Origin of the sequence: Candidatus Methylomirabilis sp., from assembly GCF_028716865.1 — a bacterium.
In the GTDB taxonomy this organism is placed as follows: domain Bacteria; phylum Methylomirabilota; class Methylomirabilia; order Methylomirabilales; family Methylomirabilaceae; genus Methylomirabilis.
The window spans coordinates 33,005-56,431 of record NZ_JAQUOY010000006.1 but is presented as its reverse complement, the minus strand read 5'-3'; the positions used below and the strand labels follow the sequence as shown (position 1 = coordinate 56,431).

The following is a 23,427-nucleotide window of genomic DNA, read 5'->3' as shown; positions in this document are numbered from 1 at the left end:
GCCTGTCCTGTAAACTCTCATATGCCCTTCGACAGGCTCAGGGCGAACGGTATGGATATTGGGCATTCACCTTTTCCCGTTCGTGCTGAGCTTGTCGAAGCATGAACGGGGGTTTGCCGGACAGGGGTTATTCTAAGGAATTTACCGGAGGCATGTCAAACTTTGGCGTTGGAACATCTCTGCTTTGCGGCCATGATTGTCACCTGGCACTCTGCGTAGTATAATTTAATGAAATGAAGCAAGCCCTTCTCATTGTCGATCACGGCAGTCGCCGCGCTGGATCACACGAGCTTCTCCGCGAGGTCGCGGGGGTGATGCGGGAGCGCTTCGGCCTGAACATCGTTCACTACGCTCACATGGAGCTGGCGGAGCCGACCATTCAGCAGGGGTTTGATGCCTGTGTCGCCGACGGGGCAGAGGAGGTGATCGTACACCCCTACTTCCTTGGGCCAGGGCATCACGTTACGACCGGCATTCCCGCCCTGGTCAAGCAGGCGGCCAGTCGGCACCCTGGGGTCGCCTGCCGGATCACCCAGCCGCTGGGTGTCCATCCGAAGATCGGTGAGGTGATCCTGGAGCGGATCGCTGAGTCCGAAGGCGACAGTCCGCTCTGCGCAACTCCATCGGAACGCGAGGTGACCGGCGGAGGCACACACCCTCACGGCCATCTACACAGATCGGATGGCTCGTTCCGATATTGCCCGCGATGCGGAATGGGGCTCACGCCCAGGCGGATCAAACCGGACGGGCCGGAACTGCCGGCCTGTCAGAGCTGCTCATTCATCCAGTATCCCGACCCAAAGGTGGCGGCAGGCACCCTGTTTACGCTTGACGGTGGGATCGTACTGGTCCGGCGAGCGATCTCCCCGGCGTACGGCAAATGGGTCTTTCCTGGCGGCTTCGTCGATAAGGGCGAGCGGGTCGAGGCGGCGGCCATTCGCGAGACTCGAGAAGAGGTCAACCTGGATGTGGAGATCGATCGGCTCCTGAATGTCTACTCCTATGAGGACTCAGGGGTCGTGATCGTCGCCTACGCGGCGCGTGTGGTTGGTGGCGAGCTTGCCGCGAAGGACGAAGCGCTCGATGCGCAGATCTTCCCTCTGATCCGGATCCCGTGGGAGGACCTGGCGTTCCGCAGCGCCCACGACGCCATCAAGGATTATCTCGCGCTGTACCCGAAGCCGGAGTAACAGGCATGGCCCGCATGCACGATAATGGAAAAGACTATTACGCTACTCTCGGCGTCTCGGAACAGGCTACGGAGGAGGAGCTGCGAAGGGCGTACCGGCGACTCGCGCTCCAACACCACCCCGACAAAAATCCCGGAGACCCCAAGGCCGAGGAACGGTTCAAGGCGATCAGCGAGGCGTATGCCGTCCTGATGGATCAGGGCAAGCGGCGGCAATACGACGCCTTCCGCACGACCCAGGCCGGGATGGGCGGCCCCGGCGGTGGATTTCGATACTCCCAGGAAGAGATCTTCCGGGACCTCTTCTCCAATCCTGCCATGTCATCGATCTTTGCTGAGATGAATCGTGAATTCGCCAGGGCCGGTATCCGCTTCGATGACGCCTTCGTTCGCCAGGTCTTCTTCGGCAGTCGCGGATTCGTCTTCGGCGGTGTCTTTATCGGCGCGCCGATCGGGGTACTCAGGCGGCGCACCTCGCGTATGGCGGTTGATCGCCGAGGAGACCGGTCAGCGGTCAATCAGACTCGGGACCAGGAGGCGCTGGGCGAGAGCCAATCACAGAGCGGGTGGTCAGCAATCGGCCGCGGCCTTAAGGCCGGCTTTGACCTGGTGAAACGGCTGATATCCGGAGATCAGGATTCTGCCGAGGATAGCCCAAATCTTCGGTATCAGCTTACCATTACCGCTCAGGAGGCCGCATCCGGCGCGCGGAAGCGGGTCACCTTCATGCGGGACGACCAACTCGAGGAGCTGATGGTGGCCATCCCTCCAGGCATCCGATCCGGAACGAGGCTACGGCTAAAAGGCAAAGGGCGTGAAATGCAGGATGGAGCACATGGCGACCTCTACTTACGGGTGACAGTCACATAGCGCAGGCATCGTCTTGGCCTCCTGTGCATAGCGTCGTCAGTCGCCACAACGGACGTCGTTGCCCCAAAAGTTCCTCCCACCGGTCCCCTCCCCCTCGGAGGGGGGAGGAGTCCACACCACAAAAGGTGTCCCTCCCCCCCCTCCCCCCACGAGAGCCTGCCCCGGACTTGATCCGGGGGGGAAGGAGAGGATGGGGGGACTTTTAAGGGAATGGCGGATGGCAGACGCGCCTGCGGGTTCTGGTCGTAGAAGCCGACCTGGTACGTCAGGAGAGAAAAGACGTAGGAAGGATAGACCCGACAAAGACTTGTGTGTTACTTTCATCGCTGTCGGCATTCCCGCCTGGTCCAAGATGACCCCAACGACGTAGAATTGACGCTATGCAATATGGCCGCTGTGGTTCAATAAGCGCATGACAATACGAACCAGGTTGACGCTCGGGTTCGGGCTGGTGGGCCTTGCCCTGGTGGCGGCGCCGCTGACCATCTACCTGCTGCAAAGCAGCAGAGCTCTGCAATCGGCGAGTCGAAAGCATGCCGGGATCGCGCCGTCGAAAGCACTGCTGAGGGTGGTGCAGTTGATCCAGCAACACCGCGGGCTTTCCTCCGGCGTCCTGGGCGGGAACACGACGATGGAAGCGCAACGCGCCGCCAAGCAAACTGAAGCCGACAAGGCGGTCGAGGCGTTTAATGCGCTTGTCACGTCCGACATCCATGATCCCGTGCTTACCGCCACTTGGCGCGGGGCGCTCGATGCCTGGAGGGAGCTTGCGAACGGCGTATCCTCGCGCTTGATCACCGGTCAGGAGAGTGTTGCTAAGCACACGGCCCTCATCGGCGAAAGCCTGAAGCTGCTCGATCTCATGATGGATTACTTCGGCCTATCGTACGACCCGACCGGCAATGACTATCACCTGACCATGGCGCTGTTGGTCCATATGCCGAACCTGACCGAATTCCTCGGCCAGGCGCGAGCGCGCGGCATGCTGCTCCTGGCAGAGAAGCGCATTACCCTGGCGGACCGCACCGCGTTGATCGGTCTCATCAGCAACGTCGAGAGGCAACACGAGTACATGGAGCGCGAGTTAGGCAAGGCAGTGGCACTGAATCCCCAGATGAAGACCGATCTTGGTAACATCGCACAGGCAAGCATGTGGCTCGCGCAGAAAGCGATACATCTTGCCAGAACCCAGGTGGTGGAAGCTGCGAGGCTGAGCTATTCGCCGGCCGATTACTTCTCAGTATTCACCCAGGCGATTGACGGGCAGTTCGCGCTGCTCGACAAAGCGATGGTCGATCTGGAGGGGGCGCTGCAGGCGCGTATCGTCGCGTTGCGGATTGGACAGATCAAGACAGTCGGTTTCATCGCGCTGGTGATCGCGTTCGCGATGTGGCTGGGGGCGGTGATCGTTCGCACGACCAAACAGGATATCGCCGCGCTGAAGCAGAGCGAGGAGGCGCAGCGACGCTACGCCATGGAACTCGAAGTCACCGTCGAGGACCGGACGCGAGAGCTGCGTACGGTCAATGCGCGGCTCGAGGCGGCCTCGCGTCACAAGTCGGAGTTTCTCACCCACATGTCTCACGAGTTTCGGACCCCGCTGAACGGGATTCTCGGCTTCTCGCAGGTTCTGCGAGACCCGACCTTCGGGCCGCTTAACGAGATGCAATCCCGCTATCTTGACCACATCTACGCAAGCGGCAAACACCTGCTTGCCCTGATCAACGACTTGCTCGACCTCGCCAAAATCGAGGCTGGTAAGCTCGATCTGCGCCCGGAGCCCTTCGCCGTTCGAGAGACGCTCGCGGCCGACCTTGCCGATGTCCAGCCGATGGCCGACCAAAAGCGCCTGACCCTCACACTGCACGTAGAAACCGCGCCGATCATCCTCACTGCCGACCCCATCCGATTCAAACAGATCGTCTACAACCTCCTCTCCAATGCCATTAAGTTCACCCCCGAAGGCGGCCGAATCACCGTCACCGCGAGGGCCGTACTAAGTTCCGAGTGCCAAGTGCCGAGTGTAGACGCCAACCCCCAACCCCCAACCCCCAACCCCCCGCAATCTCCCGACTTCGTAGAGGTTTCGGTGGCGGACACCGGGATCGGGATCACGGCGGAGGAAATCCCCAAGCTCTTTGAGCGCTTCACCCAACTCAATCCTGCCCTCGCCAGGAAGTACCATGGGGCCGGCCTTGGCCTTGCGCTCACGAAGCAACTCGTCGAGCTACACGACGGCAGGATCTGGGCTACCTCGGAGGGCAAAGGCCGCGGGAGCAGTTTCATAGTGCGCCTTCCGCTGGCGCCACAACTGAGGCCGGCAATGGAGGGCAGATGACTATGAGGGCTTGCCTCCGATCACCTTACTGAGGAAACGGTTAAGGGTCTCCAGGTAGGTCGTACTGCCTACCAGGTAGAGATCGTTATGGTGGGCGCCCTTGATGCGGTAGAACTCTTTTGACTCTTTCGCGGCTTCGAAGAGGCGTTGGCCATGCTGGAACGGAACGATCTCATCGTTCTCACCATGGACGATCAGAAGAGGGGCCCTGACCTGCGCGATCTTCGAGAGGGTGTCGTACTTGGTTTGAAGGAACGAACCGATCGGGAGGAATGGGAAGCTCACCTTCGCCATCTCGGCGATGGACAGGAAAGGCGACTCCAGGATCAGGGCGGCGCAGCCGTGTCGGGTCGCCATCTCGACCGCCACGGCGCTCCCGAGCGATTCACCAAGGAAGACGATCTTGGTCGGGTCTACATCCCCCAGGCCACGCAGATACCGGATCGCCGCATCACCATCTTGATAGGTTCCCTCCTCTGTCGCCCGGCCTTCGCTCCGGCCATATTCGCGGTAGTCGAAGATGAAAATATTCGTTCCCAGCAGGTCATGGCGAAGCTTAATATTGTCCAGCCGGTGACTGATATTGCCGCCGTTACCGTGGAACCAGAGGATCGTGAGGGGCGACCCGGTCCCGGGAATCCACCAGCCATTGAGGTTCAACCCGTCTTCTGTCTGAAAGTAGATTTCCTCATAGGCTAGGCCTCGATCGCGGGGAGTCTCTGCAATCCGCTTGTCAGGGAAGAAGACGAACCTGCTTTCCATCGCTCCCACGCACCCTCCGGCGAGGAACAGGGTCAGCACCACAACCGGTGCCGACCGCGTGATCGCAGACCCCGGATGTGACCACGCCTTCTTCAAAATTTGGTCACTACGGCGATCAGTATCAGTAGGGTGAAGACAACGAGGCCTGCAAAGAGCCCCATGGCCTGCCCCGCTCGGCCGGTCACGTTGAAGGTCTTGATCTGGCGCGAGGCGAGCAGCTCAATCACGATCAGACCGATGACCAACGCGATCTTGGCCCTGAACCAGGCCAGGTGGAAGTTGACCTGGGCGGCATGGATCAGGAACCCTCCGGCCAGCAGGGTCATTACGGAGCCGGGGATCTCCATCATGCGATGAAGTCCTTGCTGGAGCTGGCGAAACTGAGACCGTACGCTTTCGCCGGCGCCGGACCTGGCAGAATTGAGGAGGATCAGCCTGGCCGCCATACCGCCGATCCAGAAGATAATTCCTACGAGATGGAAGATAATCGCAAGCTGAAGTCCTGGCATGGTCATCCCCTTTCAAGAGCTTGGTTACGCTGCCTCGCCGACTATTGGGTATTATGATGGAGAGGTTTCTATCCCACCCCCTCTCTTGCAACGTAGCTCCTCATGATCTATGCGATATACACGGGTAGGAAAAATACGCCCTTGAGTCATCTGTGTCAACCCTAATTGGCCTTGACCCTGTCCAGCAGGGCCGCCTATACTAGCAGTAACTTACGGGGTAAAGGATGAAACGATTTCAAGCCATCGCGAAGGGTCGTTTCGCGCTGCTGCGAAACCGACGGGCGAGCGCTGCCGCTCTTGTCGGCGACATGCCTGCCGCTTCCGTTGAGCTCTCGGCGCTGACCGGCGCCCTGCAGTCCGTACTGCAGGGGAGCCATGCGGCCGGTCTGATTCCAGCCCTCAGAGAGTTCATCGCCGACGAGCAGGCCAGGATTCTTCAGCGCCATCGGAATGGGGAAACCGGACAGGCGGTGGTTCAATCCATCACTACACTCACCGACGCGGTGGTAACCTCACTCTTTCAACTGGCGGAGGCAGCCTGCGATCCCGTGCTCCGGCGTAGCAGTGACGGCTGTGCGCTGATTGCGCTGGGCGGCTATGGTCGGCGGGAGATGAATCCGGGCTCCGACGTAGACCTGATGTTTGTCTACCCTCGCAGGGCCGATGCCTACCTGAATACGATCCTCCATCCGGTGTTGAGCACTCTTTGGGATGTCGGGTTCGTTGTGGGGCATTGCTGCCGTTCCATCGACGACTGCGTGCGAATGGCCCAGACGGATCTGACCTCCCGCACCTCCATGATGGAGGCCCGATACCTTGCCGGCAAACCGGAGATCTATCAGGCGTTCAGCGCCAAGCTGGAACGGTCGGTCTTCTACAAGCACTCTGCCGCTTTCGTCAAGCAAAAGCTTCAGGAATTGCGTGAACGTCATTACCGGTACGGCGCGTCTATCTACGTGCAAGAGCCGCACATCAAGGAAGGTCCCGGGAGCCTGAGAGATCTTCACGCTGCCATGTGGATTGCCCGGATTACCCAGCGTGCGGGCGCGCCGTCCGAATTGGCGCAGAGAGGGCTTCTCAGTCAGGAGGAGAGAGAACGGTGGGACCTTGCCTTGGATTTCATGCTCCGCCTGCGCAATGAACTGCATTACCTCTCTCGAGGCAAGAACGATGTGCTCTCGCTGTCTACGCAGGAACAGGTAGCGGCCAACCTGGGGTTCCTGGGCACGGACGGCTCTTACGGTGTTGAACAGTTCATGCAGCGGTATTATCTGGCTGCAAAGGATATCTTGCAGTTGTCGCAGCAATTGATCGTGCGCTGCACGCAAGGGAGGTCTCAGGTAGAGATGGTGATGCAGAAGCTGAGGGCTCGCGATATCGGCGACGATCTGACGGAGATCGATCGCTGCATCCATGTGATGCCGAAGAATCGAGGCCTGTTTCAGGAGGACCCTGTCCGGCTGCTGAAGGTCTTCTGGTACGCGCAGCAGATGGGATACACGCTGAGCCAGGAGATTAAGGACTACATTAAAGCCGATACGCATCTCATCGACGATGGGGTGCGGCGATCGAGCCGAGCCCTGGGCTTTTTGCTGGCCATCCTTCGAGAGCCGAAGGGGGTGGCCGCGACGCTTCGGAGCATGCATGAACTTGGCGTGCTTGGGAGCTACATGCCGGAGTTCGCCAAGCTCACCCGTCTGGTCCAGTTCGATTTCTACCATCGGTACACGGTAGATGAGCACACCTTCCTGGCCATCGAGACCCTCGAACACCTGGATGAGGTCTCAAGATTTTACGGTGAAGAGTTTCGTTCGATCGCGTCTGATGCGAAGAGGTTGGAAATCCTCCGGTTGGCCCTCTTACTCCATGACATCGGCAAAGGGGAGGGGCCAGACCACGTGCCCAAGGGGACCTCCTTGGTCGAGGCGATCCTGGCCAGGATGGGCATCCCAGAGCAGGATGCCGATACCATTCGCTTTTTAGTGGTGCGCCATCTGGAGATGTCACATATTGCGCAGCGCCTGGACCTCGACGATGAGGCCATCGTGATCGATTTTGCCAAAAAGGTGCAAACGCTCGATCGGCTGAAGATGCTGTACCTGCTCACGTACGGAGACATCAAGGCGGTCGGACCAGGCGTCTGGACCGAATGGAAAGGGACGCTACTGTGGGAGCTGTACATCAAGACCCACACCATCCTCACCAGGGGCATCCCGGAGGGCGAGGATGATCTGGCTCGCGCCGAGCGGGTTAAATCCCAGCTCACCCAGGAACTGTCGCCGGAGTTCGGCGTGGAGGCGGTGAAAAGGCATCTGCACGAGGCGCCTGCGCGGTACCTGCTGACGACCCCGCTCCACAAGGTTGCCTCGCATATGCGCTTGATCCAGCGCGTGCAACGGGGTGAAGAGGCGGCCAGCCAATGGACGGCATTCCCGTTGGCCGGCTACTCCGAATTTACCCTCTGCGCCTATGGCCGCCACGGGCGGTTTGCCCACGTTGTGGGGACACTCACCGCAAACGGGATCAACATTCTGAGCGCCCAGATTTTCACCCTGACAAGCGGGATGGTAATCCGAAACTTCAGGGTCGACAACGGGGGCGGCGCGGCCATTGAGGACGCGACCGTCTGGGATCGGGTCGTGGCTGATCTGCGGGATGTTCTCGCGGGCAGGGTAGCTGTCCGTGACCTGATCAAGAGCCGCAGGAAGGCAGCCCTGGTCCAACCGATCCACAAGGACGCCTTGCCCCCAACCAAAGTGGAGTTTGACAACGTGGTCTCGGAGGCGTACACCGTCCTGGATGTCCGGACACGGGATAGACTGGGACTCCTGTACCTCATCTCCAGCACGCTTTCGGAACTCGGCGTCGATCTGCGCTCCGCCAAGATCATGACCGAGGCCGAGCAGGTCGTGGACGTCTTTTATGTCACCAATAAGGATGGAAGCAAGCTGATGGATGAGGCGCGGAGAGAACAGATTAGGCGTGCGCTGGAGCATGCGCTTTCGGAGGGGTTCAATTAGGTCGATAGCTGGATAGTTGCATGAGGTTTACTGCCGCGGCAAAACTGTTCGTCCTCTTCGGTGATCCTGTGGAGCATAGCCTCTCGCCGGCCATGCAGAATGCCGCACTCCAGGAGGCCGGCATCGATGGCCTGTATATTCCATGGCGGGTAAAGGGCGCGAACTTGCCAACCGCGTTCGAGTCGCTTCGCGGGATGGAAAACTTCGGCGGCGCGAATGTCACGCTTCCTCACAAGGAGCAGGCCGTCGCGTTGGTCGATACCCTGACACCAGAGGCCGCCTCGGTAGGTGCGATCAATACGGTCGTGGCCAGAGGCGGACGCCTACTTGGAGCCAATACCGACGGACAGGGGTTTCTCCGATCGCTTCATGAGGAGGCAGATTTTCTCCCGCGCGGGAAGCCTGCGGTCATCCTTGGAGCGGGCGGGGCGGCACGGGCTGTATCCGTCACTTTGGCCGAGGCCGGCGTTAAGGAGATCGTGATTGTCAACCGGGCCATCGAGCGCGCGCAGTTGCTGGCTGAGTGTGTGAACCGGGACATCGGTGCCTCGGCCATCGGACTGGGGCTTGACGATCCTCGAATGCCGGCCATGGTGAGAGACTGTGCCCTGGTGGTTAATGCCACATCGGTTGGCCTCAACCCTTCAGATCCTCCACCGATCGACCCGACCCTCCTTCAGCCCGGGGTACTGGTATACGATCTGATCTATCGGCCACGGGAGACCGCGTTGCTACGAGAGGCCAAGAAGCGGGGATGTCGGGTCCTGGGCGGGCTGGGCATGTTGCTGTATCAGGGCGCTCTGGCTTTCGAGCTGTGGACCGGACAAAAGCCTTCGGAGGAGGCGATGCGGCAAGCTCTCGTTGCTGCGATTGCTTAACTTATCCGAGGTATGCTAATCTAAAATTTTAGTGCGAATGACTGCGTTGGCCGTGATGCGTTAGCCCTAGGCAGGAAAGGATAGATTCATGCCACCTGGACGATTGGGTGAGATGCTGGTGAGGGCCAACCTGATCACGCCCGAACAGTTGGATGAGGCCCTTGCGCTGCAGAAGACTACCGGCGGACGGATTGGTTCGATTCTCGTCAAGCTCGGGTATGTCAGCGAGGAGCAGATTGCGTCCTACCTGGGACGCCAATATGGGGTGCCGCCTGTTGATCTGAGTAGGGGCACGATCGACCCCGCTATCCTCAAGCTGGTTCCTGCCGAAGTCGCTCGGAAACACCTGCTTATCCCTTTAGGCCGGTCCGGAAATATCCTTACGGTTGCTATGACGGACCCGTCCGACATCGTGGCCATCGATGAAGTCAGATTCATCACCGGCCACACCATACAACCGATGGTCGCCCCGGATACATCCATCCAGAATGCTCTCAACAGGTACTACGAGACGGCCGGTTTCGCCCGAAGTCTGGTCAAGGACTTTGAGCAAAAAGATTTGGGAATCGCTGAGCCGGATCAGAGGGGAATTAATCTGGCCGAGCTATATCGAGCTACCGAAGATGCGCCGGTAGTAAAGCTGGTCAACCTTATCCTGACCGACGCGATCAACAAGGGCGCATCTGATATTCACCTGGAGCCCTACGAGAAGACATTCCGAATACGCTTCAGACTTGATGGCGTCCTCTATGAGGTGATGTCTCCACCCCTTACGCTGCACGCTGCGGTCACTTCTCGCGTCAAGATCATGGCGCGTTTGGATATTGCTGAACGACGCATGCCTCAGGACGGGCGGATCAAGGTCAAGATGGGACAGCGGGAGTTGGACCTTCGAATCTCTACCGTCCCGACGCTGTTCGGCGAGAAGGTGGTCATGCGACTATTGGACCGCGCGAGCCTCGAGTTGGATATGAGCAAACTCGGATTCGAGCCTGAGGCGCTCGCCATGTTTGAGAAGGCTATCCTGGCCCCGTACGGTATGATTCTAGCGACCGGCCCCACCGGGAGCGGGAAGACGACCACGCTGTATTCGGCGCTCAGCCGGCTCAACAGTATCGGCACCAACATCATGACGGCGGAAGATCCGATCGAGTACAACCTGACCGGGATCAACCAGACTCAGGCCAAGTCGGATATCGGTCTGACCTTTGCCGCCTTACTCAGGTCGTTTCTCCGGCAAGATCCGGACATCATCATGGTGGGAGAGATCCGCGATTTCGAGACGGCCGAGATCGCGATCAAGGCCGCCCTGACCGGCCACTTGGTGCTGAGCACCGTCCATACCAACGATGCGATCAGTACGGTGGGGCGACTGGTCAGCATGGGCGCGCCGCCGTATCTGGTGGCTGCCTCGCTCAACCTGCTGCTCGCCCAGCGTCTGGTCCGACGGCTCTGTGCGGAGTGCCGGAAGGAGGTCTCGATCCCCGCCTCTACCCTGGAGAGTATCGGTTTCAGTCCGCAGGAGGCGAAGACCGTAACCTGCTATCGGGGAAAGGGGTGCCTCGCCTGTCGTGACACCGGCTATCGTGGCAGGATCGGCCTCTACGAGGTAGTACTGCTCAACGAAGAGATGCGGGAGGCGATCCTGAATGGCGCCTCCGTCGGCGAGCTTCGTACGCTTCAAGCCAAGCATGGAATGAGGAGCCTGAGGGAGAGCGGCCTGCAAAAGATTCGGGAAGGTGTCACCACTGTCGAGGAGGTCGTTCGGGTCACGAGTTTCTTCTAATACAGCATGGATAGACTGAAGCCTTCAGTCTTCAGCCCGAACACCTCGTTGAGGGCGTGAGTTATGAATCTCCACGAGATGTTGAAGGAGGCGGTTGAGCGCGGCGCCTCCGATCTGCACCTGACCGCCGGCGTCCCACCGATGTTGCGCCTGCACGGCCTGATCTCGCCTCTCAAGGATGTGCCGCTTGCCCCGGCAGAAACGAAAAGCCTGGCGTATAGCGTCCTGACCGATGCCCAGAAACGGCAGTTCGAAGAAGAGAAAGAGCTCGATCTCTCCTTCGGAATCAAGGGATTGAGTAGGTTCCGCGCCAATCTCTATATTCAGCGAGGAGCCGTAGGAATGGCGATTCGGGCCATCCCGTACACTATTCACGCCTTCGAAGAGTTGGGTCTTCCGAAGGTTGTGGCCGATCTCTGTGAGAAGCCGAAGGGGCTCATCCTTGTCACCGGACCGACCGGTTCAGGGAAATCGACCACGCTGGCCACCATGATTGATAAGATTAACCGCGAGCGCCATGAGCATATTGTCACCATCGAGGACCCTATCGAATTCCTGCACCCGCATAAGAGCTGCATCGTGAATCAGCGCGAGGTTCACTCCGATACCCGATCGTTTGCGGAGGCGCTGAGAAGAGTCCTGAGGCAGGACCCGGACAAGGTTCTCATCGGTGAGATGCGGGACCAGGAGACGATTGCCGTGGCCCTCACCATCGCGGAGACCGGGCACCTGACGTTCGCGACACTGCATACCAACTCGGCCGTGGAAAGCATCAACCGGATCATCGACGTCTTTCCTTCGAATCAGCAGCCGCAAATCCGCGCCCAGCTTTCCTTCGTTCTGGAAGGGGTGCTCTGCCAGGCGCTTATCCCCAAGAGCAATGGCCATGGGCGCGTGCTCGCGCTGGAGATCATGATCCCGAACCCTGCTATCCGCAATCTGATTCGAGAAGACAAGATCCATCAGATCTACTCCACGATGCAAACCGGCCAGGAGAAATTCGGGATGCAGACGATGAATCAGTCGCTCCTTGGGCATTACTTGAGGCGGAACATCACGCTGGAAGAGGCGTTATTCAGGAGTTCAATGCCTGACGAACTGGCTCAGATGATCCAGCGGGCACAGAAAAACAGGGTATAGGGTTTAGGGGGCAGGGGTAAGGGAACATGCCGATCTTTGTCTATCGCGGACGAAGTCGGACAGGCCGGGTGGTTGCCGGGCGGATGGAGGCCAATACCCCGGAGGCTGTGGTCGCGGGGCTCCGTCAACAACGGATCTTTCCGATTTCCATCAAGCCCCAGCCTAAGTCGATCGAGTTCAAGATTCCCGGATTCGGCGGGAGAGTAAAGGAGAAGGACCTGGCCGTTTTTACCCGCCAGCTTGCCACCATGATCGACGCCGGACTCCCCCTGGTGCAGTGCCTGGAGACGCTGGCCTCCCAACAGCCGAATAGACAGCTCAAAAAGACCCTCACCGAGATCAGGGTGAATGTGGAAGGCGGTTCGACCTTTGCGGCAGCCCTTAAACGTCATCCGACGGTATTCAATCCACTATACGCCAACATGGTCGAGGCGGGTGAGGCCGGGGGGCTGCTTGATACTATCCTGAACCGCCTTGCGGTGTACATCGAGAAAGCCATGAATCTCCGGCGAAAAGTCAAAGGCGCCATGATTTATCCCAGCACCATCGTAACGGTAGCCATCGCCGTCGTCATCTTCTTACTGACCTTCGTGATCCCGGTCTTTGAAGGATTTTTTGAGGGGTCGGGGGTCCCGCTTCCCCTGCCGACTCAGATAGTTATGGCGGTGAGTCGCTTCGTTCGGAGATATCTCCTGGCCGGCCTCAGCCTCGTCATCACAGGGATCGTCGGCATCCGGTTCAGTTATAAAACGGAGAAGGGTAGGAGGGCCATCGATGGGTTGTTTCTGCGGACCCCGATATTCGGATCGCTACTCCGGAAGGTGGCCGTTGCACGGTTCACGCGGACCCTGGGAACATTAATTGCCAGCGGTGTCCCTATCCTTGACGGACTGGATATCACGGCGAAAACCGCTGGGAACAAGGTTGTGGAGGAGGCGATTATAGAGACCCGCGGGAACATCGCTGAAGGCAAAACCATTGCCGACCCGTTGAGGGCGTCCGGAGTCTTTCCGCCCATGGTGGTGCAGATGATCAGCGTCGGGGAGCAGACGGGGGCGCTTGACTCGATGTTGGAGAAGATTGCCGAGTTCTACGATGCCGAGGTCGACCAGGCGGTCGCAAATCTGACCGCCCTGATTGAGCCGATACTGATAGTGTTCCTCGGAGTGGTCGTGGGCGGTATGATCGTGGCGATGTATCTGCCCATCTTCAAGCTGGTGACGGTGATAGGGCGCTGAAGGCTGACGGCTGACCGCTGCTGATAGCTGATGGTCAATACAGAAACGCTTTCGACAGATGATGTCGCGCTCAGACGACAGGTCAAATGGCTGATCGGTCTCCGGCTCGTCGTCGCATTCCTGTTTTTGGGCTCAGCAGGCATCCTCGCCCTCCGTGAGCATCCCCCCTTCGCGCTTACTCCCCTCTTCGTCTTCATCGCCTGCGCCTGCCTTCTCACCATCCTCTACCTTCTCGCGCTGAACCGCACTACGCGGCTGAGACGGCTCTGTAGCCTACAGATCTGGGTCGACGTAGTCCTGGTCACTGCCTTGGTGCACTATACCGGCGGGATCAAGAGCGTCTTTGCGTTTGTCTACATCTTTCCCGTCCTGGCCTCGGCCATCTTCCTGTCCCGACGGTCGAGTCTGTTGCTTGCCGGCGGAAGCAGCATTCTCTATGGAGCGCTGATTAACATCCAGCTCTATGGGCTCATGGAGCGGACGCAATTCCTCTCTACGGGGAGCATCGCGTACGATCCCGCATACGCGCTTTTGCAGTTCTTCGTCAACAGCGTGGCCTTTTTCCTTGTGGCGCTTTTTGGCAGCCAGCTTGCCGAGCGCCTCAAAGAGGCGGGTCGCAAGCTGGAAGAACAACGGATCGACCTCCGTAACCTTCGGACCCTCCACGAGGATATCATCGAGAACATCCCAAGCGGGATCGTGACGCTGGACCTCGCAGGGAAGATTGTATCGATGAACCGAGGCGCACAAAGGATCATCGGCATTACGGCCGAACAGATACAAGACAAAAGTTGGCGAGAGACACCTTTTGGAGCGATCAAAGAGCTTGAGACGTTCTTCTCTGCCCCCACGCCCACCTTCAGTGGATGCTCGCAAGAGCTGACAATCCTGGGCCAGGATGGTCAGTCCGTCCCGATTGGGGTGAACCTGACACCCTTGAAGTCGTCCGAGGGCAGACTCGTCGGTCTCGTGGGCATCTTTCAGGACTTGACGGAGCGGAAAAAGACAGAGGCCAAGCTTCGTCAGGCCGACCGGCTCTCGACGGCGGGACAACTGGCGGCCGGACTGGCGCATGAGGTGAGGAACCCTCTGGCCGCGATCAGCGGCTGTATCGAACTGATCAAGGAAGCTGGGACGGCCAGGCCTCAACTACTCGATATTGTTCTTCGCGAGGCTGAGCGATTGAAATTGGTGACAGGACAGTTTCTGGATTTCGCCAAGCCGACCCTGGCCTTACAGAAGCGGTGCGATCTCGTGGCGCTGGTCACAGAGTCAGTCTCGCTCTTGGAAAAGAGTTGCGATAGTGCTCACCCTGTGACCTTTTCCATTCAGCGGGAGGCCGAGGAGGTTGTCGTTGCAGGTGATCCTGATCAGTTGAAGCAGGCACTATGGAACCTTGGGCTCAACGCAATTCAGGCTATGCAGATGGGCGGGCAGATCAGTTTTGCCATCCGCCGCCATGGAGCGCAAAACGGCGACGGCTGGGTGGCGATTGAGTTGACGGATACGGGACGGGGGATCCCGCCAGGAGAGGTCGATCGGATCTTTGACCCCTTCTATACAACGAGGCCGGGTGGCGCAGGTCTTGGGCTTGCCATTACGCGGAAGATCATCGACAATCTCGGCGGTCGAATCGAGGTCACCAGCCGGGAAGGCGGCGGGTCGACCTTTCGGGTCTTGCTCAAACAGGCTCCGGATGAATAGGCTGAAGGCTGAAGGCTTTTAGGGGTAGAAACCGAGAAGGTTTTGATAGGAGTTACGTTTTGGGAACGATATTAGTCGTCGATGACGAGCAGGGGATGCGCGAGTTCCTCACCGCCCTTTTGGAACATCAAGGGCATCAGATAATCGCTGCATCTGACGGCGAGCAGGCGCTTGAGCTTGTTACGCATCAGCCGCCGGATCTGGTGATCTCTGATGTTCGGATGCCGAAGGTAGATGGGATCGGCCTGCTGACCGGCATACGGGAAAAGTATCCGCATTTGCCGGTTATTATGATCACGGCATACGCCTCCATGGATTCAACGATTCAGGCCATGCGATTAGGGGCCGACGACTATATCACCAAGCCATTCCGAATCGACGAGATCCGTCTGGTTGTGGAAAAAGCGCTGGCCAGGGCCAGGGCTCGGCAGCATGGTCAGGTCTCCCAGCCGCCGGTGATGGAGGAGGCGCAGCTTACGGGGATCATCGGTCGCAGCCCGAAGATGGTCGAGCTGTATAAACTGATTACTCGAATTGCCGAGTTGGATAGTACGATCCTCATCACCGGAGAGAGCGGGACAGGCAAGGAGCTGGTGGCCAGGACCATCCACTGCGCGAGCCCTCGAGCCGACCGCCCGTTTCTTGCCATCAACTGCGGGGCCATACCCGAGCAACTGTTGGAGAGCGAGCTGTTTGGTCACGTCAAAGGGTCATTCACCGGGGCGGTCTCCCACAAGGCCGGACTGTTCGAGGTGGCCAATCGCGGAACAGTCCTGTTGGACGAGATCGCCGAGATGAGTCCGGGGCTGCAGGTCAAGCTCCTCCGATTCCTGCAGGAGCGGACCTTTCGGCGGGTCGGGGGAACGGAGGACCTGGAGGTGGATGTCCGTCTCATCGCCGCCACAAACAAGGATCTGGTGAAGGCGATGGCCGATGGAGCGTTTCGCGAAGACCTGTTTTATCGGGTAAATGTGATCCCGATCCATCTGCCGCCGCTTCGCGAGCGAACGGAGGACATCCCCCTACTGGCTAACAGGCTGCTGGCCCAGTGTACGCTCCGCCAGCAGAGGGGTACGGCTTCGATCTCCCAGGAGGCCATGGAGATCCTGGTGCGGTATCGGTGGCCGGGCAATGTGCGGGAACTTGAAAATGTCATTGAACGAGCCGTGGCCTTCGAAACCAGCGATCAATTGACATCTGCGAGTCTTCCTTTGGAGATCAGGGAGGTCCCCGATCGGCGAGGTCGGGCGTCCATTCCATTTCCCGAGGAAGGGATCGACCTGGACGTCACCGTCTCCGATATCGAAAAAGGCTTGATGCGCCAAGCCTTAGAACGCTCTGGGTGGGTCCAAAAGCGGGCTGCGGATCTGTTGAAGATCAGTTTTCGCTCCTTCCGCCATAAGGCAAAGAAATACGGGATCACCAAGGCCGAACGCGACGCCTGAAACGGTCTCCCGCTCTGAGTTCCCTCCTCCGCCTATCTTCCTCGACTCAAGTGACAAGAATTGTCAGTCCTCCTGCAGAAACTTGTCAGGAACTGCGATCGCTCTGTTGATCATCCTGAAAGTGGATTCGCGTAACTCATTGGATTATCAAGAGAATATTAATCTATCCAGGAATGGACCTGGTCTTTTTCTAACGCAGAAGAACTTGGCATCCCCAATGCAACCACCTAGACGTATTGGTTTCAATGACATCCATTCAACAGTTCAAAAGGAGGAAAGACCATGTTGCGCCGATTACGAAGAAAGCCCGAGGGGTTCACGTTGATTGAGTTGATGGTCGTTGTGGCGATCATCGGCATCCTGGCGGCGATCGCCATCCCGCTATATGCCAGCATGCAGCAGAAGGCGCGGATCAGCAGAGCCCAAGCCGATGCGGCGGTGGTGGCGGGCGCAGTCGCTGCCTTCGGGTCCCACTGCGGCGATGTTCCTGCAACTGGGGCATGGCCAGCAGCAAACGCTGTCCCGGCCGCCGACCCCGACACCTGCACGAACAACCTCGCTCTTGTTGGACCAAGGGCGCTCACTGGTGCTTCGAGGGATGGCGCAGCTATTGCTGCGGGGCCGTTCCTCCGAGCGGTTCCACAGCCACTAGCAAACTGGACCTACACATATACGAGGACTGGGACTGGGACCTTCACGGTTGTAGCGGCCAGCCCCGCCGCCAATGATAACTTTTCCGTCACGCTGCCGTAAGCAGTCGCACAAGAGGCGCTACTGCGGAGAGGAGCAACCAGGCTTGCCACTGTGGGGCGGTGTGAGGGCTGTCTCACGGTGGTGAGCCATCTCTGAGGCGAATGGTGTTCAGATGGTCTTTCGGCAGAGTCGAGTGGGCGGTCAACGAGGGTTTACCCTCGTGGAACTGATGGTTGCTATTGCGGTCATCGGGATTGTCAGCGTGGGGACCATCCCCTTGTTTATGACCTTTCTCAGGGCGATGCAGACGCGAGGAGCATCCCAAGAGCTGGTGACGGTGCTTCAGCAAGCCCGCGAGTTGGCCATTGCCCGCAACACCGATTACCGCGTAGAGATCGAGCCGGATAACAATCGACTCCGCTTTGTCAGGACCAGCGACAATGTCGTATGGACCGGCCCTGGAACCGATGCTCAGGGCTACAGGCGACTGGTCAACCAGACTCGCCTCACCTGCAGGAAGCCTGAGCCGCCCTCCTTCATCACCTTCAACCCGCTCGGGAGTGCTGGCGGAGGGACCATCACCGTGCAGAACGCTCAAGGCACGTCATCCCTGAATGTCGTTGTCAGCCCATCGGGCCGTATCCGTCAATGTGGCCCGACCGCAGCAAACTGCACACAATGTCCATGAAACGATACCGAGCAGAGCGGCAGGGCGCTCCAAAGCGGGCGTCGCAGGGTTTTACCCTCATCGAGGTCCTAATTGCCCTCGCGATTCTTACCGTCGCCGTCTTAGGGGTGGCGGCAACGACCGCGCTGCAAAGCGGCGGGAGCGCCGGCGCCATCTCTTTCGGCCAGGCCGCCGTGACGCGAGGCTATTATCTATCGACGGCGACCATGCTCGCCCAGGACCGGCTGGAACAGGTCAAGCGGGTCCAGTACAGGGTGGGGGCCGGCGATCCCTTCAACACAGATACAGGTAACCCCCCACCAAGCTTCGGGGATGAGAACCCCGTCGCCGGCTATCCCAATTTCAACAGGCAGGTCAGAGTTGTGGCCGGTCCGGCCGCGGATACCAGACGGGTGACCGTCACCATAGCCTTCACCCTTCCTACGGCTCAGGGGGCGAACCAGGAGAGTATTAACGTCACTACGCTTGTCGCCGCCAGGCCGTAAGGGGGGATAAATCATGAAGCGTGTCCCTGAAACCGAGGGATATAGCCTCGTTGAGCTGTTGATCGTCCTGGCGATTGCAGGCTTAATTGGCGGGGCCATCTTAGGAGTCTACCAGGTCTCGCAGGGCATCTATACTCGGGCCACCGCCTTGGAGGATGCCCAGCTTGGCGCAAGGGCAGGCCTGGATCGCATGGCAAACGAGCTCCGGCTGATCGGTTCATACTGGGTCGGAGCTAACGGCGCAGGCAACGCGATCACGGCTGCCTCCCCAGCCAGCATCACCTTTATGGCGAACGTAGACGACTCTTCCGTGATCAATGGTGTTGAGGCGACGGCCACCGCATTTACCGCGAACACTGTTTCTTTAAGCCTAAGCGCAACGGCGACCGCCGATGCCTTCAAGATCTATGCGGATCCGAATTCTGGTCTGAACGATTATATCTATATCGCCGACGGGGGCACGCGGGATGTCAGGCAAATAACGGGCATAGGCGGCAGCACTCTAACCATTGCATCGCCCCTCAGCTCGGCCTATCCCGTGGGCAGTCTTGTCCGAGATGTCAAGACCATTACCTACACCCGAAATGCAGGCGCCAACACCCTCACCAGGAGACAGGGCGGAGCCAACGCCGATACCATTATCGATAATGTGACAAACCTGACCTTCACCTATTTCAGCGCCGACGGGGTGACGCAGACTGCGGATGCAGCCCTTATCAGGGAGATTCGGATCGACCTCACGGTGCAGAGTCCGGACGGCAGCGCACGCCGCATGACCACCAGGGTCAAGCCAAGGAGCCTGCCATGAAGTATAAGCGGCTTGGAGATGATCGGGGTCTTATCCTTCCGCTTGTGCTCATGGCCTTCGTCGTCCTGGCGGCGCTCGCGGCTGCCATTCTGTCTATCGGAGGCTCTGAGGCGCAGATCGCGTCCAACCTTCTGCGCGCCATCCAGGCCCGGTTCCTGGCCGAGGCCGGACTGGAGCACGCCTTTAACACACTGCGAACGACACCGAGCGACATGACAAATGCCAATGCCACGCTTCAGAATATCATACCCGCTACGCAATTGGGCGGGGCGGGAAGCTATACTGTTCAGTATCAGAAGGCGGGAGATTACACGGTGAGGGTGGTGTCAACCGGCGCCAGCGCTATCGGAGGGTCTCAAGCGATTCGAAGAGCCGTCATGAGTACATTTTTTCGCTCCAATGACGCTATCCTGACCGACGGTAGTATGACAATTGGGGGCAGCACAGACGTGTTAGCAACTGGTGGGACATGCGGGAACGTTCATGCCAACGGTAATCTTACCCTGAATGGTGGCCATGTTGAAATTAACGGCAACGCGACCGCCAGCGGCACTTATTCGAATCCCGCCGGCGCAACTGTCGGTGCCGGCAGCGGGGGCGGCACACCGACAGAAACAGTTCCGCACATCGATCCGGCCGATTTCCTGACCGCCGCGACGAACCTGCTTGCAGGCCACCTGGATCACCTATATCAGATGACGGTGAACGCGAACGGTAAGGGTGAGGTGCGCGACGGCAGCGGCACCCTGCTTCAAACCCTGAATTCCAGAGATACTTCTACTTGTGGATGGAAGTACACCGCCGACACCCCTCTCGCTTCGTGGGACCTGGCCAGCAACACACCCTGTGACGGTACATTCTATTTCGACGGCAGCGTGACGGTGACAGGCTCTACAACCGACCCATGGAAAACTACTCTGATTGCAACCGGCGATGTCAAGATTACCGGCAATCCGACGATAGGCGCCGACGCCGCCTATACCGTTCACGATTCCTTGTTTATCGCAGGCCGTGATGTCAAAATCCAAGGCACCCCAAGCAATGGCTACAACGGACTGATAGCAGCTCATGAACAGTTCGATCTCAGCGGCACCGGGACCATTACCGGACTCATCATTGGTGAAAACGCCCCCGACACGCCCGGCAGCCCTGTGAGCGCCAACATCGTGAACGGCAATATTACGCTTACGTATAATTGCGGTTCCAACCCGCCCCTTCAAGGCCCACTCCAGTTCCTTTCCTGGGGACTTTAGACCCTTTCGTGACAGCTTTATGGTTGGTAACCTGTCCAGGAACTGCTATCCTACAGGCCATGTCGATCGTGTATTCTGTTATCCGGTTGCGGCTTAATCGCTTTGGTAAGTCCGAGACCACGCCATAGGGGGTCAGTCACTCTTGCCCGGTAATCTGTCGCTAGAAAACTTGTCAGTAATCTTGAGCATCCCTCTGGGGCTTGTGGTCGGAAGTTTCTTGAATGTCTGTATATGGCGCATCCCACGCGACGAAAGCCTCGCCCTTCCTGGGTCGCACTGCCCTCGGTGCAATGGGCCGATCGGCTGGTACGATAATATCCCTCTTGTCAGCTTTGTGTGGCTTGCGGGCCGATGCCGACGGTGCAAGGCTCCAATCCACTGGCGTTACCCGCTGGTTGAAGGGCTGACCGCCGGCCTTTACCTTATGACGGTACTACACTCCGGCATTGCTATTCGGACCGCGTTCCTCCTGCTTTTCCTCTCGGTACTGGTGGTGATCACATTTATCGATCTGGATCATGGCATCATTCCCCATATACTCACCCTTCCGGGCATACCCCTCGGTCTTATCTCGAGCGTACTCACCTTCGATCCCTCGCCACTTGAAGCCGTAACGGGGGCGCTTGTCGGCGCTGGACTGGTGTACCTGATTGCGGTGTATGCGGAAGTGGCCTTTCAGCAGGAGAGCATGGGCGGCGGCGATGTGACCCTTCTCAGTATGATTGGCGCCTTCCTTGGTTGGCGCCTCATGCTTGTATCTTTTGGTTTTGCGGTTGTCTCCGGCGCCTGTCTTTCGCTGGGACTGATCGCAGCCGGTGTGTTGTCGCGGAAAGGCCGGATTCCATTCGGACCGTTTTTGGCGCTCGGCGCGGTCGTTACCCTGTTTGCTGGAGATCGTGTGATCGACTGGTACATGAGCCTCTTCAGGTGACATCAGCGTCAACATAATGTTGACACCCTGCCGTGACTCGTGTAGAAATTCTATCTGTGAGTACACGATGACGTACGGCGGTCACCCCACTTTTGCAGTCAGGATGTTCGAGCGGGTCCTGGATATTCTTCCGATTCTCACGACCCTTCTGCTCCTCTCGATCTATCCGCTACTCCGATACCTTCCTGGCGATCCGTTTTGGGCTGAGGTCTTTCGATTTATTGTTATCACCATCTGGATCGGCTACCTGGTCATCAATCAGGTCCGCGCTCATAAGACGCGACAGGAACTGCTGGCCAACATGGAGACCGACTGGCGCGGCAGGATCGAGATCTCTGGCCACTCCTTGAGTCATTATGCGATCCTCATGCCCCTGAAGCGGGAAAGCAACCGTCGTGTGCTGTTTCAGGCGATTCGTTCGATCGAGAGGCAGCGCTACCCGCTCGAGCGGATCACCCTGATGCCGATCGTCGAGGCGGAGGACCAGGAGACGCTTGACACGCTACGCGATCTCCTCCCGACGTTCGAGCAGACCCTCAGGATCCGGCTCTTCATCTATCCCACCGACGGGATCGTGAACAGATGTAAGGCAACATCGATCAGCGAGGCTGGCCGGCATCTTGCGCGCCAGATCGACGACGGCGCACTTCGGGGTGAGGACTTGAAGATTCTGATCATCGATGCCGATACGATTCTGCACCCACAAGATCTTGCCTTCCGAGAGGTCAGCCATCAGCGGGAAGCGGAACGTGCGATGACCAGGGGAGACCGGGGGGTCGTTCTGCAGAGCCTCACCACCTATACCTCGAACTACTGGAAGGTGCCGATGCTGCCTCGCCTGCACAATTCCGGGTTCGTCCTGTATCAGATGGGAAAGATGCAGACGGCGGGCGATTATCTGGTCCTGGGTCCCGGGACAAGCCTCCCCTTCAGCGATTTCCGCACGGTAGACTACTTTGAACCGAATCGTCACAACGAGGATATGCAGTTTAGGTACAAGGTGGTGATGGAAGGGTTTCGCGTGGCCCCTATCAAGATGCCAACCTGGGGGCAGGCGCCGCTCACCACCAGGGACTCGTGGAGCCAGATCGCCCGTTGGGCCCGCGGCGCGGTGGACGTCAAATTCGTAGTCAATTATGTGCGAAGATTTGACGACGCGCGGCCGCCGCTGCTGAAGCATAAGTTGTTCCTGGCGCTTCGGGCGCTGTTTGCCAACGCCATGCCGCCCCTCATGGTCTTTTTGCCGGCGCAACTGATCCTGATCTCCTGGATCAGCCCTTGCGTCGGAGAGCTGTGGCCGTTTCAGGTTTTCCTTTCGCCTGATGTGCTCGCCTTACGGATGGGGAGCAAGAGCCTGTGCGTGAGTCCGCTCGCCGCCTTTAATCTGCGATTCCAGACGATTGTGCTGACCGCTTCAATGTTCTTGGGTATGGTGTTAGTTCCGCACACGCTGAAGCCGATTATTTATCAGCGGCCGCCTCGCCGTTGGCGGCAGTCCAGGACACTCTTTGAGTGGTCTCGCCTCACCTTCACGCCGGTCAACCTGCATAACTATTTCCTGATGGCTACGGCACAGCTTTATATGCAAGCTCGCCTGGCGCTGGGCATCTCCATTACTCACACCGAGATTACCAGAAAATGAACAGTTGCGGATTCCGAGTTTCTTGTTTCGAGTTACAGACAATGAGGT

19 protein-coding genes are annotated in these 23,427 nt (G+C 58.6%); 17 read left to right on the top strand and 2 right to left on the bottom strand.

Annotated features, from left to right (window positions below):
- Window positions 1-233: 233 nt before the first annotated feature.
- The 3 genes from PHV01_RS04155 to PHV01_RS04145 all read left to right on the top strand — a co-directional run bounded on the left by PHV01_RS04155 (window position 234) and on the right by PHV01_RS04145 (window position 4,397).
- On the top strand, window positions 234-1,190 hold the full coding sequence (locus PHV01_RS04155; protein ID WP_337289882.1) for a CbiX/SirB N-terminal domain-containing protein: 957 nt from the start codon (window positions 234-236) through the stop codon (window positions 1,188-1,190).
- Window positions 1,191-1,195: 5 nt separating this feature from the next.
- On the top strand, window positions 1,196-2,059 hold the full coding sequence (locus PHV01_RS04150) for a DnaJ domain-containing protein (protein WP_337289881.1): 864 nt from the start codon (window positions 1,196-1,198) through the stop codon (window positions 2,057-2,059).
- Window positions 2,060-2,471: 412 nt separating this feature from the next.
- Window positions 2,472-4,397: an ATP-binding protein gene (locus PHV01_RS04145; protein ID WP_337289880.1), complete on the top strand. Its 1,926-nt coding sequence runs from the start codon at window positions 2,472-2,474 to the stop codon at window positions 4,395-4,397.
- Here the strand turns inward: PHV01_RS04145 and PHV01_RS04140 are convergent, their stop codons facing one another.
- Window positions 4,398-5,159, bottom strand: a complete 762-nt coding sequence (locus tag PHV01_RS04140) for an alpha/beta hydrolase (protein ID WP_337289879.1) — start codon at window positions 5,157-5,159, stop codon at window positions 4,398-4,400.
- Between the two features lie 92 nt (window positions 5,160-5,251).
- On the bottom strand, window positions 5,252-5,668 hold the full coding sequence (locus tag PHV01_RS04135) for a CopD family protein (protein ID WP_337289878.1): 417 nt from the start codon (window positions 5,666-5,668) through the stop codon (window positions 5,252-5,254).
- A gap of 224 nt (window positions 5,669-5,892) precedes the next feature.
- On the opposite strand from PHV01_RS04135, the gene glnD reads away from it, so the two are divergent.
- From glnD to PHV01_RS04065, 14 genes are all read left to right on the top strand, one after another.
- Window positions 5,893-8,688, top strand: a complete 2,796-nt coding sequence (gene glnD / locus PHV01_RS04130; RefSeq protein WP_337289877.1) for a [protein-PII] uridylyltransferase — start codon at window positions 5,893-5,895, stop codon at window positions 8,686-8,688.
- 20 nt (window positions 8,689-8,708) lie between these two features.
- Window positions 8,709-9,566: a shikimate dehydrogenase gene (locus tag PHV01_RS04125; protein ID WP_337289876.1), complete on the top strand. Its 858-nt coding sequence runs from the start codon at window positions 8,709-8,711 to the stop codon at window positions 9,564-9,566.
- Window positions 9,567-9,654: 88 nt separating this feature from the next.
- On the top strand, window positions 9,655-11,352 hold the full coding sequence (pilB, locus tag PHV01_RS04120; protein ID WP_337289875.1) for a type IV-A pilus assembly ATPase PilB: 1,698 nt from the start codon (window positions 9,655-9,657) through the stop codon (window positions 11,350-11,352).
- A 63-nt stretch (window positions 11,353-11,415) separates the two neighbouring features.
- Window positions 11,416-12,492, top strand: coding sequence for a type IV pilus twitching motility protein PilT (locus PHV01_RS04115; RefSeq protein ID WP_337289874.1), 1,077 nt, complete (start codon window positions 11,416-11,418; stop codon window positions 12,490-12,492).
- Between the two features lie 26 nt (window positions 12,493-12,518).
- Window positions 12,519-13,730, top strand: coding sequence for a type II secretion system F family protein (locus tag PHV01_RS04110; protein ID WP_337289873.1), 1,212 nt, complete (start codon window positions 12,519-12,521; stop codon window positions 13,728-13,730).
- A gap of 30 nt (window positions 13,731-13,760) precedes the next feature.
- Window positions 13,761-15,434, top strand: a complete 1,674-nt coding sequence (locus PHV01_RS04105; RefSeq protein ID WP_337289872.1) for an ATP-binding protein — start codon at window positions 13,761-13,763, stop codon at window positions 15,432-15,434.
- A 59-nt stretch (window positions 15,435-15,493) separates the two neighbouring features.
- Window positions 15,494-16,879: a sigma-54 dependent transcriptional regulator gene (locus tag PHV01_RS04100; protein WP_337289871.1), complete on the top strand. Its 1,386-nt coding sequence runs from the start codon at window positions 15,494-15,496 to the stop codon at window positions 16,877-16,879.
- A gap of 282 nt (window positions 16,880-17,161) precedes the next feature.
- The gene (locus tag PHV01_RS04095; RefSeq protein WP_337289870.1) at window positions 17,162-17,632 is read left to right on the top strand and encodes a prepilin-type N-terminal cleavage/methylation domain-containing protein; all 471 of its coding nucleotides are present in this window, start codon (window positions 17,162-17,164) and stop codon (window positions 17,630-17,632) included.
- A gap of 112 nt (window positions 17,633-17,744) precedes the next feature.
- Window positions 17,745-18,260, top strand: a complete 516-nt coding sequence (locus tag PHV01_RS04090; RefSeq protein WP_337289869.1) for a GspH/FimT family pseudopilin — start codon at window positions 17,745-17,747, stop codon at window positions 18,258-18,260.
- Window positions 18,251-18,745 (top strand): prepilin-type N-terminal cleavage/methylation domain-containing protein, encoded by a 495-nt coding sequence (locus tag PHV01_RS04085; protein ID WP_337289868.1) that lies wholly within the window; start codon window positions 18,251-18,253, stop codon window positions 18,743-18,745. The genes PHV01_RS04090 and PHV01_RS04085 overlap by 10 nt, the downstream gene beginning before the upstream one ends.
- 13 nt (window positions 18,746-18,758) lie before the next feature.
- The gene (locus tag PHV01_RS04080) at window positions 18,759-19,553 is read left to right on the top strand and encodes a prepilin-type N-terminal cleavage/methylation domain-containing protein (RefSeq protein WP_337289867.1); all 795 of its coding nucleotides are present in this window, start codon (window positions 18,759-18,761) and stop codon (window positions 19,551-19,553) included.
- Window positions 19,550-20,806, top strand: coding sequence for a hypothetical protein (locus PHV01_RS04075; RefSeq protein ID WP_337289866.1), 1,257 nt, complete (start codon window positions 19,550-19,552; stop codon window positions 20,804-20,806). The genes PHV01_RS04080 and PHV01_RS04075 overlap by 4 nt, the downstream gene beginning before the upstream one ends.
- A 202-nt stretch (window positions 20,807-21,008) precedes the next feature.
- A complete protein-coding gene (locus PHV01_RS04070) occupies window positions 21,009-21,737 on the top strand; it encodes an A24 family peptidase (protein ID WP_337289922.1) in 729 nt (242 codons plus the stop codon).
- Between the two features lie 67 nt (window positions 21,738-21,804).
- Window positions 21,805-23,379, top strand: a complete 1,575-nt coding sequence (locus tag PHV01_RS04065; RefSeq protein WP_337289865.1) for a glycosyltransferase family 2 protein — start codon at window positions 21,805-21,807, stop codon at window positions 23,377-23,379.
- Window positions 23,380-23,427: the final 48 nt, after the last annotated feature.

Coding starts and splice junctions, on each gene's coding strand:
- PHV01_RS04155 (WP_337289882.1), top strand. CDS start 234: ATGAAGCAAGCCCTTCTCATTGTCGATCACGGCAGTCGCCGCGCTGGA.
- PHV01_RS04150 (WP_337289881.1), top strand. CDS start 1,196: ATGGCCCGCATGCACGATAATGGAAAAGACTATTACGCTACTCTCGGC.
- PHV01_RS04145 (WP_337289880.1), top strand. CDS start 2,472: ATGACAATACGAACCAGGTTGACGCTCGGGTTCGGGCTGGTGGGCCTT.
- PHV01_RS04140 (WP_337289879.1), bottom strand. CDS start 5,159: ATGGAAAGCAGGTTCGTCTTCTTCCCTGACAAGCGGATTGCAGAGACT.
- PHV01_RS04135 (WP_337289878.1), bottom strand. CDS start 5,668: ATGCCAGGACTTCAGCTTGCGATTATCTTCCATCTCGTAGGAATTATC.
- glnD (WP_337289877.1), top strand. CDS start 5,893: ATGAAACGATTTCAAGCCATCGCGAAGGGTCGTTTCGCGCTGCTGCGA.
- PHV01_RS04125 (WP_337289876.1), top strand. CDS start 8,709: ATGAGGTTTACTGCCGCGGCAAAACTGTTCGTCCTCTTCGGTGATCCT.
- pilB (WP_337289875.1), top strand. CDS start 9,655: ATGCCACCTGGACGATTGGGTGAGATGCTGGTGAGGGCCAACCTGATC.
- PHV01_RS04115 (WP_337289874.1), top strand. CDS start 11,416: ATGAATCTCCACGAGATGTTGAAGGAGGCGGTTGAGCGCGGCGCCTCC.
- PHV01_RS04110 (WP_337289873.1), top strand. CDS start 12,519: ATGCCGATCTTTGTCTATCGCGGACGAAGTCGGACAGGCCGGGTGGTT.
- PHV01_RS04105 (WP_337289872.1), top strand. CDS start 13,761: ATGGTCAATACAGAAACGCTTTCGACAGATGATGTCGCGCTCAGACGA.
- PHV01_RS04095 (WP_337289870.1), top strand. CDS start 17,162: ATGTTGCGCCGATTACGAAGAAAGCCCGAGGGGTTCACGTTGATTGAG.
- PHV01_RS04090 (WP_337289869.1), top strand. CDS start 17,745: ATGGTCTTTCGGCAGAGTCGAGTGGGCGGTCAACGAGGGTTTACCCTC.
- PHV01_RS04085 (WP_337289868.1), top strand. CDS start 18,251: ATGTCCATGAAACGATACCGAGCAGAGCGGCAGGGCGCTCCAAAGCGG.
- PHV01_RS04080 (WP_337289867.1), top strand. CDS start 18,759: ATGAAGCGTGTCCCTGAAACCGAGGGATATAGCCTCGTTGAGCTGTTG.
- PHV01_RS04075 (WP_337289866.1), top strand. CDS start 19,550: ATGAAGTATAAGCGGCTTGGAGATGATCGGGGTCTTATCCTTCCGCTT.
- PHV01_RS04065 (WP_337289865.1), top strand. CDS start 21,805: ATGACGTACGGCGGTCACCCCACTTTTGCAGTCAGGATGTTCGAGCGG.